The following is a 13,630-nucleotide window of genomic DNA, read 5'->3' on the forward strand; positions in this document are numbered from 1 at the left end:
GAGATCGCTCTACATTACATTGCCAGTTTATTGACGTGATCTAACATTTGCAACCCATGAATCAGAGACGAGCCGCCCCGAATTGCCGTTGCGACATGCACGGCTTCGGTCATTTGCTCTAGGTCTGAGCCTTGCTGCAAGGACTCTTTGCTATAAGCCTCAATGCAATAAGGACACTGAACGGTGTGAGCAACCGCCAGCGCAATCAACGCTTTTTCTCGCTTTGACAATGCTCCTTCTGCAAACACAGCTCCATAGTAAGCAAAGAACTTCTCCGCCAACTCAGGGTTGCCCTCGCCGATTTGACCAAAATGGGGCAAGTGTTCGGGCTTGTAATAGTTATCCATAGGGGTTCTCCTCCGATATGCTTAACTTGAGTGAGTTCTCACGCATTTGCAAACTAACTATGAAACGTTCTCTTCCGATCGCGTTCTTTCTGAGCTTAACGTTAGGGGCGGCTGTGATGGCTGCCAATCCAACTCAGGTGCAAAAATTGCTCAATTCTGGAGAATGCATTAACTGTGATTTATCAGAGGCGAGTCTCTATAGCTATGTTTTGGATGGCGTTAATTTGACGGGTGCCAATTTGAGTGCGGCAGCGCTGCAAGGTTCTAAACTCAACTCAGCAAATTTGAGCAATGTGAAGGGCGATCGCGTAAATTTAGCGCTTGTGCAATTAAAAGATGCCAACTTGCAGAACGCAAACTTAACTAAAGCCAATTTGTTTGGAGCCGATTTAAGAAACGCCGATCTTTCGGGTGCAAATTTACAAGAAGCGATCTTAGAAGGAGCCGATCTCAGAGGCGCAAATCTTAATCAAGCCAATCTTCAAAAGGCTAATTTTGTGAAAGCAAAAATGGCAGGCGCAACGCTAGAAGGTGCAAAACTTGGAGGAGCCAGAATGCCAGACGGCAGCGAGTATAAACAGCAGAAATAACGCTAATCAAATCACCAAATCGCATTCAAACTGAGAACAAACCCAGGTAAAATCTCTTAGCTGCAAAAGTTATCGCGTCCGGTGAGCGCGAATGTTATGCCACTCACATTCCAGTTGTGGCAGTAGAGGACAAAGGTGAAATTTGTCGCATGGTCTCAACAAGGGAGAATTCTAAATTTCCTACTCCTTCGGTTATTTCGTGTAGAGTCTCAGTAATTCAGCATAATACAGAAGTATTAGTGATGATGGAGAAGCGGTGACGATCGCAAACTAGTTCTGTTAAGCTTTTAAAGGGGATTAATTAGGGGGAACTCAAATGGCGACCAATACTTCTTTAGAGGAACGGCTGGCAGCAGTAGAAGCAGCGATTGCTGAGTTGCAGAAGCAAGTTGCGACTCCTCAGCCGAACAACTGGCTGCAACAAATTACAGGGTCTTTTAAGGATGAACCTGCTTTTGAAGGGGTGCTTGCTTATGGTCGAGCGATTCGTCAAGGCGATGAGTCTCTCCTCGAAGCGCAAGACGAGTCGTGAAATATTTGTTAGATACGGATCATCTGAGCATTCTTCAGCGGCAAGCAGGGCAGGACTACACCAACCTTTCGAGTCGCATGGCTCACTACCCACTATCAGATTTCGCTGTCTCAATTGTGACATTTCACGAGCAGATGCTTGGCAGCCATACTTATATCAATCGCGCTCGCAGTCTGGATGACCTGGTGAATGGGTATGAACTGATGACGCGACTTGTCCGCGATTTCAAGGTGTTGCCGCTTGTCTCATTTGATCCAGGTGCAGCTATGGCACTGAATCAATTACAGTTGCAACGAATTCAACTGGGAAAAATGGATGCTCGGATTGCAGCTATTGGGCTATCCCGTGAATTGGTTGTGTTAACTCGTAATCATCGAGATTTTGTTAAAGTGGCGGGGTTAATACTCGAAGATTGGACAGTTTGAAGCATCAACAGAGATAGTCGCGTTGATCGCGGCATAATGGGAACGCTCTCCTTGGGCATTGGGTTCAAATTTCACCTCTGGATTTGCTCGACAAAGCTGATAAAACTGCTCGTCGGTCATCTCGATCACAGGGTTGAAATTGATGGTGTAGGCTGTCATCTCAGCACTTCCGCAGCTTGGCGAGATTGGATTTCTAAATAAACGAGCAGGGCGTTAATGTCAGCAGGATTGACCCCGCCGATACGAGTTGCTTGTCCGATCGTCATTGGTTTGACTTTCGCTAACTTTTCTCTCGACTCTTTTGAGAGGGTGGCGATCGTAGCATAGTCTAAATCATCTGGCAGCTTGCGATGTTCTTGACGAGCGGTTTGATCAATCTGCTGCTGCTGACGTTGAATATAGCCAGAATATTTGATGTCAATTTCTGCGCCTTCTTTTTCAGCCCGATCGAGCGAAGTGTTTGCTAATCCATGCCGTTCTAAATCCACGTAGTGGAACCCAGAGCGACGTAAAAGTTCTGCTAATGTGATTGAACCTTTAATCGCTTGTTGTGTGTTTTCAGCAATTACTTTGCCAATCTCGTCGCGTTCTTTGATGCGTGTCTCGTGCAATCGCTCTTTTTCAGCCGTGATTTTTTCTTGCTTGGCGGTGTAGAGTTGCCAGCGCCGATCGTCGATCAGTCCAATTTCTCGACCCAGTGACGTGAGACGCTGGTCAGCATTGTCCGATCGCAGGAGTAAGCGATATTCCGATCGCGAGGTCAACACCCGATAAGGTTCGCGCAAATCTTTAGTACACAAATCATCGATCAGCGTGCCGATATAGCTCTGCTCACGCGGGAAGACAATCATCTCCTGATGGTGACAAAATCGAGCCGCATTTACGCCCGCGACTAATCCTTGAGCCGCCGCTTCTTCATAGCCTGTGGTGCCGTTGATCTGACCTGCACAAAACAGTCCATCTACTTTTTTAGTCATCAAAGTGGGATAGCACTGCGTCGCTGGCAGATAGTCATAATCGACCGCATAGGCAGGACGCAGCATCGCACAATTTTCTAAACCGGGGAGCGATCGCAGCATTTGCAATTGAATCGTTTCGGGCAACCCGGTCGAAAACCCTTGAATATAAAGCTCTGGAATGTCGCGTCCTTCTGGTTCGATAAAGATCTGATGGCTCTCTTTATCGGCAAAACGGACAATTTTGTCTTCGATGCTGGGGCAATAGCGCGGCCCTTTAGAATCAACCCAGCCTCCATACACCGGGGAGAGATGGAGATTTTCGCGAATGATCCGGTGAGTCTCTGCGGTGGTGCGCGTCAGATGACAAGGAATCTGTTCGCGCTCAATCCACACGTCTGGATCAAAACTGAACCAGCGAACATCGGTATCGCCAGGTTGTGGTTCTAAGTTTGAGAAGTTTACAGAGCGGCGATCGACTCTTGCAGGTGTTCCAGTTTTTAAGCGCCCCGTCTCAAATCCCAATCGATTTAGCGTCTCGGTCAATCCTACCGCCGCAAACTCTCCGGCTCGTCCTGCCGCCATTGACTTGTTGCCAACCCAAATCATCCCACCCAAAAACGTCCCGGTGGTCAGCACGACCGCTTTGCATTCAAACGCCACCCCAAAGTAGGTTTGCACTCCAACGATTTCGTCATTTGCACCTAAGACAAGATCCGTCGCCATGCCTTCGCGAATGGTCAAATTCTCTTGATTTTCGACCACGCCCTTCATTACCGCCGCGTATTCGCGCTTGTCGGTTTGCGCCCGCAGTGCCCACACCGCCGGGCCTCTTGACGCATTGAGAATGCGCTTTTGTAAGTAGGTACGATCGCTGACCTTGCCAATCTCGCCGCCCAGCGCATCGACTTCATGCACCAATTGTGACTTTGCCGGGCCGCCGACCGCCGGGTTACACGGCTGCCACGCGATTTTATCGAGGTTTAGCGTCAGCAGCAGCGTGCGACAGCCCAGTCGAGCGCTGGCCAGTGCCGCTTCACAGCCAGAATGTCCGGCTCCGACGACCACCACATCAAAGGCATCAATAAAATCTATAGGGGCGTTCATGGCGACGGGGTGCGGCAAGAGGTCAGGCTCTATTTTAACGGGTAGCGCTGGCATTCAACTTTTCAAGCAAACGAAACATTGCCCATCGTCTTAAACGATCGTCATACGACATAATGATTCTGTCTCCCCCATTGAGTTTGGAGCAAAAGCCAGTGCAGAACTTTCCACGGGACGCACTGGCTTCTACTTTTGATCGTCTTTGAACCAAAATAGCACTTGATTGAGTAAAAATGAACCAAGATGAACCACAAAAAACAAAGGAATCTTCTCGGCGTTTGAATGTCCCTTTGACGGAGGACGAGAGCGAAAAGCTTAAAAAACTGGCAAAAGTAGAAGAGCGATCGGAAGGCAAAACAGCCCAAAGGTTAATTCGAGATGGTTTGAAGAAAGCGGAAGAAGAAGGAAAAATTTGAAGCGATCGCGAACCGCAAACCTCCAAAAAGTAGAACTTCTTTACTAACCCTTCAGAAATAGATCCAATTCGGCAAACTCCTTGAGAGATTTTACGGAATTTGCCAGAGAATCGGGTAAATCGCGCTATGGTAAACAGCAAATCTGAGCTTCTCGAAGAGACGAATGAAGTATTTTTTCCTCTCCGATGGTTGGTTGATCGGTCGCATTTGGGAACTCGGTGGCTTGTGGAACGAAATCGCCTGGAGGCGTAAACCAGAAATCGAGCAAACGACACTCTGCATCTGGGAAAACGACGAAAAGCTCTGGCTCTATCGCGTCGAAGATGCCATTCTCATGGTTGAAGTCAAGCCAAGTTTAGAGATCGCCGCGACGATGACTAACCCTGCGATCGGACAAGTGGTTTTAAAGCGACTGATCACCGCCGACCAAGCGATCGTGATTCTCTGTAATAGTACAGATTTAAATTCAGATTCATGAGTGTGCCGTTTCCACCAGACTCAACTAAAATTCTTCATTGAATGTCATCACCGCTCACTTGAGTGAGTACAATTTCTAGGCGGATATTAAAATTCGTACAGGATTTAGCTCTAACTTTGCATTTGAGCTATCCTCGCTTAATGTCGTCGTTGGGGATCATCTATGTCAAACGCCGATAACACCTGTGATCAAAATCAGCCTAAACTTTCGCTAGTTATTCTAAAAGGTGCATTTGTAGTCAATCGTCTGTTTTGATCGACATCAGCAAGAAAGCTATGACTCAACCCGTCACAAACTCCAAACCTCTCCTCGATCCCATACAAAATGACTCCTGGAACTCGGAGGCTAACACTCTGCCTGAGCCATTTCTGGTCGAGTCTTATGCCGATCGCTTGATGGATGATCTGTTTGGTGATGTCGATCGCTTACTCGATGGGGCGGTTCCTCCCTCGGAGCCAGTGCGGGTTGAAGCGCCCGCTCCTAAACCTAAGCTCAATCTCGCTCCACCTCCCTTATCGTCTGGGCTGCTGGCTCATCCTCAATGGCAATCTCACCCTGAAAGCGCTCACCACAGTCTGCCAGACCTGGGTGAATTGGCTAACACCCAACCACCTGCCCCTCGTAGCAGTGGGTTCACCCGCTTTTTGATGATCACAGGATGCACATCTGCGGTGGCAGCTTTAGCCGTCTGGTTAGTGACCAGTGGCATGGCGAGTCGATTTGTGACAGCCTTGACTCAACCGCCTGAGACAGTCGCTCCAACCACGATCGCGCAAACTCCCCCCATAGACACCAACGCGCAGTTTTCTGACTATGTGCAGCGATCGCTCGAAGCCATCGATCGCAGAGCCACGACTGGAAAATCAGAAGGATTGCCCACGGCACCTTATAACAGTGGGTTGCCAACGGTTCCGGTTCCGGCTAATCAACCGCCGCTACGATCGTCGGTGACTCTGCCAAAAGCGTCTCCGCTCGTGATCACGGTGCCCCAAGCCCCGACCCCCATTGACCCTTCGCGCCGGGAGTTAAATCAGATCTTGGTTCGGCTTGCCAGTGTTTTAGAACGCCTCTCTCCGACTGCCAATCGCCCTGCTGCTTTGCAACCTCCAGCGACATCGATTCCTCAAGTCAGCCCTGCACCCATCGGGCCTCAACGTACCTTAGTCGGAGTGCTTGAGAGTTCTGATCCTTCGCGATCGGCGGCTTTATTTGAGATCAACGGAATTACTCAGCGCTATTATGTCGGCGAAAGTATTGGGTCAAGTGGCTGGAGCCTGGTAGAAGTTTCTAAACAATATGTCACCGTGCGGCGAAACGGAGAAGTTAGAACGATCTCCGCAGGTCAGAAACTCTAAAATAGCGATTAGGAGATAGCGCTGCGATCGCTATTCATCATTCACTATTGCAGGAGTTGCGGTCATGGGTCTGTTTGATGATTTCAGTCGGTTTCTCGAAGCTCGACTTGATGAGTTTCTGCGAAATAACCCTCATTTAGAGTTGCAGGCGCTCGAAGAAAAGCTGCGGGAACAGGAGCAAGAAACGCGGCGGCTGATGGCAGACCTGCGGCTAAACGAAAAGCAACTTCAAGACGAGATTTTGGCAACGGCTCAAGAAATTCAGCGCTGGCACATTCGGATTGAGAAAGCAAGAGCGGCTGGTAGACTTGACCTGGCCGAGCCTGCCCAAGCACATGAGGCGGGGTTGCTGCGAGAAGGAAACCAGAAATGGGGACAGATGGAGATGCTCAAACAGCGCCTCAAGCAAACTGAGGAGTTGCAGCAGCAGATTCAAACCCGTCGCCAAGAGGTGCAAACTAAGCTCACCGAAGCTCAAGCGGCTCGTGCGACTCAGACCGAAACCCGTTGGGCAGTTAACGGCTGGAATCAGGATCAAAACGCGAGCTATATCCACAGTTCGGCTGACCCGCTTGAGCAAGAGTTTAAGCGCTGGGAAGCACAAGAAGAGCTTGAGCAGATGAAGCGGCAAATGGGGAGATAGAGAGGCTAATTTAGCACAGTTCCCTATCTAACTTTAGATAGGGACGTTTTTGGACGTTTAAATGCTGCGAATCTAGATCAGAGTTAGCTACATTAAATAGAATTTCTTCGGGAACTCTACAGATAGAAATATCTTTCTCACGATCGCTTCTACCAAACCCAATAGAAGTCTGGAACTATAAAACTTCTATGACATCTGATTATTTATTCATACCGATTTCAAAAACAATTACGACGGCTGGAACGGTTGCGAGAGGGCACGGCATGCCGTGCCCCTACACACCCCGCGTTTATGTACGGGAATGGTGCCGTGCCCTGATGCGGATCTGTCGCGTGAATCAAATCGGAATCACTTAGATTTAATAGAAATGCACAGCACTCTCAGGATTAAAAACAAGAAGATTAGAAATTGGCTTAACTTTTTGCTGGCGATGCTGATGTCGATCGCGCTTGTCTATCAGACGCAGCCCTCTACGCTGGCGATCGCGCCTCCAGCAAAGTTAGTGGACATCCGATCGATTAGCCCAAACATTAAATTGGACATTCGATATGCTACTAAAAATAATTTCACAAAACAGCAGCTTTATCGGCAAGCTCGTTGTTTGCTAAAGCCAAAAGTTGCCGATGATTTATCAAAAGTGCAAGCAGATTTAGAAACGCGAGGGTTGAAGTTAAAGGTATATGACTGCTATCGCCCTTTATCGGTGCAAAAGCTGATGTGGAAGATTGTGAATGACGATCGCTATGTTGCAAACCCTGCCAACGGGTCGAGACACAATCGTGGATCTGCGGTAGATGTCACATTGGTAGACAAGTCTGGCAAAGAATTAGAAATGCCAACAGGATTTGATGATTTTAGCGATCGTGCTCATCGTGATTACAACAATGTCAGCAAGGCAGCAAAAGAAAATCGCCAGGCTCTAGAAGCAGCAATGATCAAACGCGGGTTTATCCCTTTGCAAGCTGAGTGGTGGCACTTTGATGCAAAAGATTGGAAACAGTCGCCCTTGATGGATATATCGTTTGAGGCGATTCCTGAGTAGATTCATAGACACCTCGAAGATCACTCATCAAGGATCTTGGATCAAATGACCTGACTATAGGGTGATCATCTAACGCAAATTTTTAACTATTAATTCGGCGATTCATACTTCGATTCAGCAACGCATTCAATAAGTTGGATTATTCGTTCAGCATTTTTCTGGCTAACTGGCGTTTTGTTAAATAGCCCAAGGTTTGCATCGCTCGATCGATTTCTGGTGTCCAAGGCAACCCGCAGTTAAGGCGCAGACAATTGGCGTAGTTGCCAGAAGGTGAAAACATCACGCCCGGAGCAACGCTGATTTGATGGTCTAATGCCTCTTCGTAGAGTGCCATTGCTTCAAATTCGTTGGATAACTCTAGCCATAGAACATATCCTCCACTGGGTCGTGTGACTTTGGTTTCGGCGGGGAAGTAGTCACAGACGGCTTGGGTCATGCGAATGATTTGAGACTGGTAAGCGCGGCGGAGTTGTCGCAGGTGACGATCGTAGCCTCCGTTTCCGAGAAAGGCGGCGACGGTGAGCTGAGACGCGATCGAGGTCATCCAATTCATGGCCATTTTAAGTTGCTCGATTTTGAGCTGATAGCGTCCGGGCACTGACCAACCGACGCGCAATCCGGGTGAGAGGGTTTTGCTGGCAGACGCACAGTAGAGAACGCGCCCTTCTGTATCGAAGGCTTTGACGGCTTTGGGGCGGGTGCCTTCAAAGTGCAAATCGCCGTAGATGTCGTCTTCGATCAGGGGAATGTCGTATTGGTTTAATAAGGTGACTAAATGCTGTTTATTGACATCACTCATACAGCTTCCTAATGGGTTGCTGAAGTTTGGGACTAGCGCACAGGCGGCGATTTGGCGATGCTCAAGGGCGGCTTCTAAGTGGTCAAGAGAAATGCCTTCTTGGGGATGAGTAGGCAATTCTAAGGCTTTGAGATGAAGAGATTCTAGTGCTTCGAGGATGCCATAGTAGCAGGGAGACTCGATCGCGACAGTATCGCCTGGTTTCGTGACGGCTCGTAGAGACAAATAGACCGCTTCTGTGGTGCCGTTGGTGATTACAATCTCGTTGGGATTGATGGAGCAACCTGCATCAATTAAGCGTTTAGCTACTTCGTGATGCAGCGATTCACATCCCTTGGCGATCGAGTAAGAGTGAACGGCTTCGGAGTGGGTGCGAATTATCTGACTCATTAGGCGATTGAGGGTCGCGATCGGCAACAGTTCTAAACCGGGGACGGCTGCGCCAAGTTTGACTTTATTGGGGTCGCGCATGGTGACTCCGACCCGATAAGCGAGGGAGACTTCAACGGGGAAGTTGTGTTTGGGCAAAGCGGATTGTTTTGGCTCGTCAGGAGTGAATAAATGGGATTGTTTGACGAAATATCCTGACTGGGGACGGGCCCCGATTAAACCTTGATCTTCTAATAATCGGTATGCCTCTAAAACGGTGGAGATGCTCACCGAAAATTGTTCGTGCAGTTTGCGAACGGAGGGCAGACGATCGCCGGGTTGCAGTGTTTTTTCGGTGATTAAAGTGCGAATCCGATCGGCAACGTGTTCATAAAGGTGTTGAGACGGAGCGAGTGATTGGAGGGTCATCGCGATTCCTCAATGGCTCAAATGCCTGTTTTTGGTTGCGAGAGATACAGTTTAGAGCGATCGCAACCATAACAGTTGCAGAAACTAAAACTGTAACCATAACAATTTAACTCAACTGCATCTGTTTTGCTCGTGAGAGATCCGGCAATATTACATGAAGACGATTAGTTCTGAATTAACGAGGTGTGAATCTCTTTTATCAACTGGAACAGAATCATATAATCAGCAATGAAGGAGAATTTCAAATGAATCTGAGGCATTTATGGAATGATTTATCGAACGTGTTGGTTAATCGTTTAGAACCGAGAATAATAGAGAAGCACGATCGCTGTGGTCAGTCTTATTATGAGGTTTATGATCCGACGAGTCAGAAGTTTAGTTCGTTGAATTCTGAAAAAGAAGTGCGGGCTTGGCTCGATCAAAGATATTAAATGAATAACGAAGTCAAGGCTTACATTTGGGGCGCTCTTGGAATCATCGGATTTGGCTTGACGTTGCCTGCTACAAAAGTGGCGATTCCTTTGTTTGGAGTCGTTGCTGTTGGTGTTGGTCGTGCTGTTATTTCCGGTGTTTTAGGGCTATTGTTGCTTTGGATTACGAAAAGCAAGATCCCTACTATTAAGCAAATCCAAAGACTGAGAGTTGTAGCATTGGGTGTTGTTTTCGGATTTCCACTTTTTAGCGCTTATGCAATGAATGATGTTCCGGCCTTTCATGGCGCGATCGTAATAGGTCTTCTACCATTATTCACAGCGTTGTTTGCTGTAATTTTGGCAAAAGAAAAGCCGTCCGTTAGATTTTGGATAGCTGCTGTTGTGGGAAGTGCCACGATCGTAATCTATTCTATCTACGTGGGTGGTGGAAGTCTTCACACTGCTGATGTCGCGTTGCTATTTGCTGTGATTAGCGCAGCATTGGGCTATGCAGAAGGAACGAAATTAGCCAAAGAACTCGGAAGCTGGCGAGTTATCTGCTATGCTTTGGTGCTGTCGTTGCCGATTTCAATTCCACTATTTTGTTTTTCAGTGCAGATAAACTCTCAATACAACGTAATTTCTGCGTGGGTTGGATTTGTCTACGTGAGTGTTGTTAGTATGCTTCTCGCTTTCTTTGCCTGGTATCGCGGATTAGAGCTAGGCGGGATTGCAAAAATTGGACAATTACAATTATTTCAACCTTTTATTACAATTTTTGCTTCTGCTGTTTTGTTTTCAGAGCAGCTTTCATCTGATATGTTTTTAGTGTTGGCAATCGTGTTAGCGTCCGTATATCTTGATAAAAGATCAAGAGTTCTAAAAACTTAACTTTTCTAAGAGGTGTGATGGATAATCTAAGCTATCGCAAAACGATGGCGGAGTATAACCATTGGATGAATCAAAAACTTTATAAGATCTGTGCTGAAATCCCGGATGTCAAACGCAGAGAGGATTTAGGCGCATTTTTTAAGTCGATTCACGGGACGTTAAATCATATTTTAGTAGGCGATCGGATCTGGCTAGGACGTTTCATGGAACAGCCCTTTCTCGCAAAGTTAGATCAGGAAATCTATACAGACTTTGATGAACTTCGTCGAGAACGAGAAGCCACCGATCTGCAAATAATCGGCTGGTCGGAGCAGCTAACGTCTGAGCGGTTAAACCAACCATTTAGCTTTACGAGTTCGTCTGACGGTAAGACACGAGTTCGTCCGACTTGGCTTTTAGTCACTCAACTGTTTAATCATCAAACTCATCATCGTGGTCAGATAGCAACGCTTTTGAGCCAGTTAGGGTACGATTTAGGGGTGACTGATTTGCCTTATCTGCCCAGTTTAGAGACGCAATGAAGACCAACGCTGTGCGCGTTTTAGATAATCTGGGTATTGCCTATGAGTTGCGTGACTATGACGTTAACCCGGATGATTTAGCGGCTGAAACGGTCGCGGCTAAAATGGACTGCCGCCAGAACAAGTGTTTAAAACGCTGGTGGTTCGAGGCGATCGTACAGGCATTTTGTTAGCGGTGATTCCGGGAAATAGTCAGCTAGATCTGAAAGCGCTTGCACAGGTGTCGGGCGATCGTAAAGTAGAAACGGTTCCTCTTAAAGAGGTTCAGTCATTAACGGGCTATATTCGCGGTGGGATGACGGCTCTGGCTTGCAAAAAAGATTACCCAGTTTTCGTCGATGAGTTAATCGAAGTTTTTGATGTGATTGCGATTTCTGCGGGTGTGCGAGGAACGCAAATTTTACTGGCTCCTGCGGATTATCTTCGAGCCGTCAAAGGAACTGTAGGTATGATCTCACAAGACAAATCTTAGAACTCAAGTGTTTTTAATTGTGGCAGCAGTTTTGCAAAAGCTCTGCCCCGATGACTAATCTTGTGCTTAATGTCTGGGGACATTTCGGCATAGGTCATCCCTTGCTCTGGGACATAAAAAATCGGATCGTAGCCAAACCCTCCTGAGCCGCTAGGAGCGGTAAGAATTTCACCCGGACAGATGCCTTGGGTTTGCAGGACGATCGTGCCATCAGGTCGAGCCAGGGCGATCGCACACACAAACTGAGCGCTGCGATTTGGGTTGTCGCCTAATTCGCGAAGTAAACGGGCAATGCGATCGTGATCGGTTGCACCATATCGAGCCGAAAATAACCCTGGTGCGCCATTAAGAGCTGTCACCTCTAAACCGGAGTCATCCGCGATCGACCAATGGCCCAATGCTTTGGCAACCTGTGACGCTTTTAGTTCAGCATTTTCAATAAAGGTTGTCCCGGTTTCCTCAATGTCTAACGCTTCTGGCTTGAGGGTCAACTCCCAAGCAGGATCGGTTAAATAGGCCTGCATTTCATGCAATTTGCCAGGATTTCCGGTGGCGACAATGAGTTTAGGCATGGGTGATGACTACTTCGGTTTCCCCGATCCACTGCTGGAGTGCTTCCCAGTTTAAAATGTCTTGCAGTAGAGTCTGATAGCCCGACACGTTGGGGTGCAGTCCGTCTTCGGTGAGTTGAGCTTGACACCAGTTAGTGCCTCGCGACATCCACAAATCAAAGAGGTCTAGATAAGGAATTTGGCGATCGTGACAGGCAAGACGCGTCGCTTCTTTATAGCGGTGCTGGTCGGCGTGATTGTAATAGAGACAGTCGAGAAAGGGCATTTTTGTTTCGTCTACGGGCACTGCACCGACAAACAAAACGGGACAGAGACGACTCGCCCGATCGAGCAAATCTGCGATGCCAATCTGAAAGCCCTCAAACTCTGTAAAGTTTTTGCCGTCTGGTCGGGCAAGTCTAGGAGAGTCGTTCGTTCCCACTGAGAGAATGATCAAATCGGGGACTCGGTTTCGCAACTCACCCCGATGCCGAAATTCATTTTCTAGCCGTTTGGCAACCTGCCGCACTCCATCTCCGCGCACTCCTAAGTTATAGAGGGCATGGTTGGGGCTGCCAGGGGTCATCCACTGCCGCCGCAGTCGCTCAACCCAGCCGCCCCCGATCGGGTCGCCAAAGCCATAAATTAAGCTGTCTCCAAGAGCGAGCAGTCTTAATGAAGGCTGATTTGCTTGAGATCCATTCAATTGAGGGGAGGGGGAGGCAATTATTTGCATAAATGCGTGCTATCGGGGGCAGGTCTACGCTATTAATAGATTAGACTTATTGGAAATCTACCATTGCAGGGAAAGATTTGAAAATCTTTACAACTCCCTAGATAGACTATATCGTCTGATTGGCATATAGAAGCTGTGTCGCTCTTGTTTTCTACGAACTATTCACCCAAGGCAGTCTCTATGGCAAAATCTGGCTCTCTTCACAAGCGTCCTACGTTTGACACGACTCAGTTAATGCGGCGATCGGATGAACTGATCGCGGCAGCTTCTAACCGTTATCGGATTACGGTGCAGGTGGCAAATCGCGCTAAACGGCGGCGTTTTGAGGATTTTGATAGTGGAGATGATCCGATGATGAAGCCTGTAATGCGGGCGATCGTTGAGATGTCTGATGAGCTAACTCAGCCAGAAATTATCGGCGAGTAGCTTGATTTGTTAATTTTGATGAGATGGGGTTGAGACGTTTGATCGTTTCTGCCCCATTTATTTTGTTAAATAAGCTGTCTCACAGTTCTTATATTGGACTCTTTATAAGTCTATCTGCTAGTCTCATTTAAGATT

At 47.7% G+C, this 13,630-nt stretch carries 21 protein-coding genes; 15 read left to right on the forward strand and 6 right to left on the reverse strand.

Annotated features, from left to right (window positions below):
• Positions 1 to 14: 14 nt before the first annotated feature.
• Positions 15 to 347 (reverse strand): arsenosugar biosynthesis-associated peroxidase-like protein, encoded by a 333-nt coding sequence (locus tag BRW63_RS04415; protein WP_073069707.1) that lies wholly within the window; start codon positions 345 to 347, stop codon positions 15 to 17.
• Between the two features lie 59 nt (positions 348 to 406).
• On the opposite strand from BRW63_RS04415, the gene BRW63_RS04420 reads away from it, so the two are divergent.
• From BRW63_RS04420 to BRW63_RS04430, 3 genes are all read left to right on the forward strand, one after another.
• Complete coding sequence (locus BRW63_RS04420; protein WP_073069708.1) at positions 407 to 937, forward strand: pentapeptide repeat-containing protein; 531 nt, start codon at positions 407 to 409, stop codon at positions 935 to 937.
• Positions 938 to 1,253: 316 nt separating this feature from the next.
• Positions 1,254 to 1,469: a hypothetical protein gene (locus tag BRW63_RS04425; protein ID WP_073069709.1), complete on the forward strand. Its 216-nt coding sequence runs from the start codon at positions 1,254 to 1,256 to the stop codon at positions 1,467 to 1,469.
• Positions 1,466 to 1,894 carry a type II toxin-antitoxin system VapC family toxin gene (locus BRW63_RS04430; protein WP_073069710.1) on the forward strand — a complete coding sequence of 143 codons (429 nt, stop codon included), beginning with the start codon at positions 1,466 to 1,468 and terminating at the stop codon, positions 1,892 to 1,894. Before BRW63_RS04425 ends, BRW63_RS04430 begins: the two co-directional genes overlap by 4 nt.
• Here BRW63_RS04430 and BRW63_RS28740 read toward each other — a convergent pair.
• Both BRW63_RS28740 and mnmG read right to left on the reverse strand, forming a co-directional pair.
• Entirely contained in the window at positions 1,868 to 2,053 is a 186-nt protein-coding gene (locus BRW63_RS28740; protein WP_073069711.1) for a hypothetical protein, read from the reverse strand. The two genes, BRW63_RS04430 and BRW63_RS28740, sit on opposite strands and share 27 nt — an antisense overlap.
• Positions 2,050 to 3,957 carry a tRNA uridine-5-carboxymethylaminomethyl(34) synthesis enzyme MnmG gene (gene mnmG, locus BRW63_RS04440; protein ID WP_073069712.1) on the reverse strand — a complete coding sequence of 636 codons (1,908 nt, stop codon included), beginning with the start codon at positions 3,955 to 3,957 and terminating at the stop codon, positions 2,050 to 2,052. Before mnmG ends, BRW63_RS28740 begins: the two co-directional genes overlap by 4 nt.
• 230 nt (positions 3,958 to 4,187) lie before the next feature.
• On the opposite strand from mnmG, the gene BRW63_RS04445 reads away from it, so the two are divergent.
• The 6 genes from BRW63_RS04445 (at position 4,188) to ddpX (ending at position 7,888) form a co-directional block, all read left to right on the forward strand.
• The gene (locus tag BRW63_RS04445) at positions 4,188 to 4,370 is read left to right on the forward strand and encodes a hypothetical protein (protein ID WP_073069713.1); all 183 of its coding nucleotides are present in this window, start codon (positions 4,188 to 4,190) and stop codon (positions 4,368 to 4,370) included.
• A 163-nt stretch (positions 4,371 to 4,533) separates the two neighbouring features.
• Complete coding sequence (locus BRW63_RS04450; RefSeq protein WP_073069714.1) at positions 4,534 to 4,848, forward strand: hypothetical protein; 315 nt, start codon at positions 4,534 to 4,536, stop codon at positions 4,846 to 4,848.
• 275 nt (positions 4,849 to 5,123) lie between these two features.
• Entirely contained in the window at positions 5,124 to 6,203 is a 1,080-nt protein-coding gene (locus BRW63_RS04455) for a type II secretion system protein N (protein WP_073069715.1), read from the forward strand.
• A gap of 64 nt (positions 6,204 to 6,267) precedes the next feature.
• Positions 6,268 to 6,846 carry a TIGR04376 family protein gene (locus BRW63_RS04460; protein ID WP_073069716.1) on the forward strand — a complete coding sequence of 193 codons (579 nt, stop codon included), beginning with the start codon at positions 6,268 to 6,270 and terminating at the stop codon, positions 6,844 to 6,846.
• 188 nt (positions 6,847 to 7,034) lie between these two features.
• Positions 7,035 to 7,202, forward strand: coding sequence for a hypothetical protein (locus BRW63_RS28080; protein WP_181314398.1), 168 nt, complete (start codon positions 7,035 to 7,037; stop codon positions 7,200 to 7,202).
• Between the two features lie 11 nt (positions 7,203 to 7,213).
• A complete protein-coding gene (gene ddpX / locus BRW63_RS04465; protein ID WP_073069717.1) occupies positions 7,214 to 7,888 on the forward strand; it encodes a D-alanyl-D-alanine dipeptidase in 675 nt (224 codons plus the stop codon).
• Between the two features lie 139 nt (positions 7,889 to 8,027).
• Here the strand turns inward: ddpX and BRW63_RS04470 are convergent, their stop codons facing one another.
• Positions 8,028 to 9,485, reverse strand: a complete 1,458-nt coding sequence (locus BRW63_RS04470) for an aminotransferase-like domain-containing protein (RefSeq protein WP_073069718.1) — start codon at positions 9,483 to 9,485, stop codon at positions 8,028 to 8,030.
• Between the two features lie 245 nt (positions 9,486 to 9,730).
• Between BRW63_RS04470 and BRW63_RS04475 the strand changes: the two genes are divergently transcribed.
• Genes BRW63_RS04475 through BRW63_RS04490 form a run of 5 tightly spaced genes read left to right on the forward strand, consistent with a single transcriptional unit; the run spans position 9,731 to position 11,782 of the window.
• Positions 9,731 to 9,916 (forward strand): hypothetical protein, encoded by a 186-nt coding sequence (locus tag BRW63_RS04475; protein WP_143162002.1) that lies wholly within the window; start codon positions 9,731 to 9,733, stop codon positions 9,914 to 9,916.
• Complete coding sequence (locus BRW63_RS04480; protein WP_073069720.1) at positions 9,917 to 10,789, forward strand: DMT family transporter; 873 nt, start codon at positions 9,917 to 9,919, stop codon at positions 10,787 to 10,789. It abuts the gene before it with no gap.
• A gap of 17 nt (positions 10,790 to 10,806) precedes the next feature.
• The gene (locus BRW63_RS04485) at positions 10,807 to 11,310 is read left to right on the forward strand and encodes a DinB family protein (protein WP_073069721.1); all 504 of its coding nucleotides are present in this window, start codon (positions 10,807 to 10,809) and stop codon (positions 11,308 to 11,310) included.
• Positions 11,307 to 11,483, forward strand: coding sequence for a YbaK/EbsC family protein (locus BRW63_RS28745; RefSeq protein WP_223257288.1), 177 nt, complete (start codon positions 11,307 to 11,309; stop codon positions 11,481 to 11,483). The genes BRW63_RS04485 and BRW63_RS28745 overlap by 4 nt, the downstream gene beginning before the upstream one ends.
• A complete protein-coding gene (locus tag BRW63_RS04490; RefSeq protein WP_244913208.1) occupies positions 11,435 to 11,782 on the forward strand; it encodes a YbaK/EbsC family protein in 348 nt (115 codons plus the stop codon). Before BRW63_RS28745 ends, BRW63_RS04490 begins: the two co-directional genes overlap by 49 nt.
• Here the strand turns inward: BRW63_RS04490 and rdgB are convergent.
• Both rdgB and BRW63_RS04500 read right to left on the reverse strand, forming a co-directional pair.
• Positions 11,779 to 12,354, reverse strand: a complete 576-nt coding sequence (rdgB, locus tag BRW63_RS04495) for an RdgB/HAM1 family non-canonical purine NTP pyrophosphatase (RefSeq protein WP_073069722.1) — start codon at positions 12,352 to 12,354, stop codon at positions 11,779 to 11,781. The genes BRW63_RS04490 and rdgB overlap by 4 nt on opposite strands.
• On the reverse strand, positions 12,347 to 13,039 hold the full coding sequence (locus tag BRW63_RS04500; protein ID WP_317615797.1) for a GDSL-type esterase/lipase family protein: 693 nt from the start codon (positions 13,037 to 13,039) through the stop codon (positions 12,347 to 12,349). The genes rdgB and BRW63_RS04500 overlap by 8 nt, the downstream gene beginning before the upstream one ends.
• 210 nt (positions 13,040 to 13,249) lie before the next feature.
• Between BRW63_RS04500 and BRW63_RS04505 the strand changes: the two genes are divergently transcribed.
• Positions 13,250 to 13,495, forward strand: coding sequence for a DNA-directed RNA polymerase subunit omega (locus BRW63_RS04505; protein WP_073069724.1), 246 nt, complete (start codon positions 13,250 to 13,252; stop codon positions 13,493 to 13,495).
• The last annotated feature ends 135 nt before the right edge of the window (positions 13,496 to 13,630 follow it).

It is taken from the genome of Phormidesmis priestleyi ULC007 (genome assembly GCF_001895925.1).
Taxonomy (GTDB): domain Bacteria; phylum Cyanobacteriota; class Cyanobacteriia; order Leptolyngbyales; family Leptolyngbyaceae; genus Phormidesmis_A; species Phormidesmis_A priestleyi_A.

Excerpts from the sequence above, each read along its gene's own strand:
- BRW63_RS04415 (WP_073069707.1), bottom strand. The coding sequence starts at position 347 with ATGGATAACTATTACAAGCCCGAACACTTGCCCCATTTTGGTCAAATC.
- BRW63_RS04420 (WP_073069708.1), top strand. The coding sequence starts at position 407 with ATGAAACGTTCTCTTCCGATCGCGTTCTTTCTGAGCTTAACGTTAGGG.
- BRW63_RS04425 (WP_073069709.1), top strand. The coding sequence starts at position 1,254 with ATGGCGACCAATACTTCTTTAGAGGAACGGCTGGCAGCAGTAGAAGCA.
- BRW63_RS28740 (WP_073069711.1), bottom strand. The coding sequence starts at position 2,053 with ATGACAGCCTACACCATCAATTTCAACCCTGTGATCGAGATGACCGAC.
- mnmG (WP_073069712.1), bottom strand. The coding sequence starts at position 3,957 with ATGAACGCCCCTATAGATTTTATTGATGCCTTTGATGTGGTGGTCGTC.
- BRW63_RS04445 (WP_073069713.1), top strand. The coding sequence starts at position 4,188 with ATGAACCAAGATGAACCACAAAAAACAAAGGAATCTTCTCGGCGTTTG.
- BRW63_RS04450 (WP_073069714.1), top strand. The coding sequence starts at position 4,534 with ATGAAGTATTTTTTCCTCTCCGATGGTTGGTTGATCGGTCGCATTTGG.
- BRW63_RS04455 (WP_073069715.1), top strand. The coding sequence starts at position 5,124 with ATGACTCAACCCGTCACAAACTCCAAACCTCTCCTCGATCCCATACAA.
- BRW63_RS04460 (WP_073069716.1), top strand. The coding sequence starts at position 6,268 with ATGGGTCTGTTTGATGATTTCAGTCGGTTTCTCGAAGCTCGACTTGAT.
- BRW63_RS28080 (WP_181314398.1), top strand. The coding sequence starts at position 7,035 with ATGACATCTGATTATTTATTCATACCGATTTCAAAAACAATTACGACG.
- ddpX (WP_073069717.1), top strand. The coding sequence starts at position 7,214 with ATGCACAGCACTCTCAGGATTAAAAACAAGAAGATTAGAAATTGGCTT.
- BRW63_RS04470 (WP_073069718.1), bottom strand. The coding sequence starts at position 9,485 with ATGACCCTCCAATCACTCGCTCCGTCTCAACACCTTTATGAACACGTT.
- BRW63_RS04475 (WP_143162002.1), top strand. The coding sequence starts at position 9,731 with ATGAATCTGAGGCATTTATGGAATGATTTATCGAACGTGTTGGTTAAT.
- BRW63_RS04480 (WP_073069720.1), top strand. The coding sequence starts at position 9,917 with ATGAATAACGAAGTCAAGGCTTACATTTGGGGCGCTCTTGGAATCATC.
- BRW63_RS04485 (WP_073069721.1), top strand. The coding sequence starts at position 10,807 with ATGGATAATCTAAGCTATCGCAAAACGATGGCGGAGTATAACCATTGG.
- BRW63_RS28745 (WP_223257288.1), top strand. The coding sequence starts at position 11,307 with ATGAAGACCAACGCTGTGCGCGTTTTAGATAATCTGGGTATTGCCTAT.
- rdgB (WP_073069722.1), bottom strand. The coding sequence starts at position 12,354 with ATGCCTAAACTCATTGTCGCCACCGGAAATCCTGGCAAATTGCATGAA.
- BRW63_RS04505 (WP_073069724.1), top strand. The coding sequence starts at position 13,250 with ATGGCAAAATCTGGCTCTCTTCACAAGCGTCCTACGTTTGACACGACT.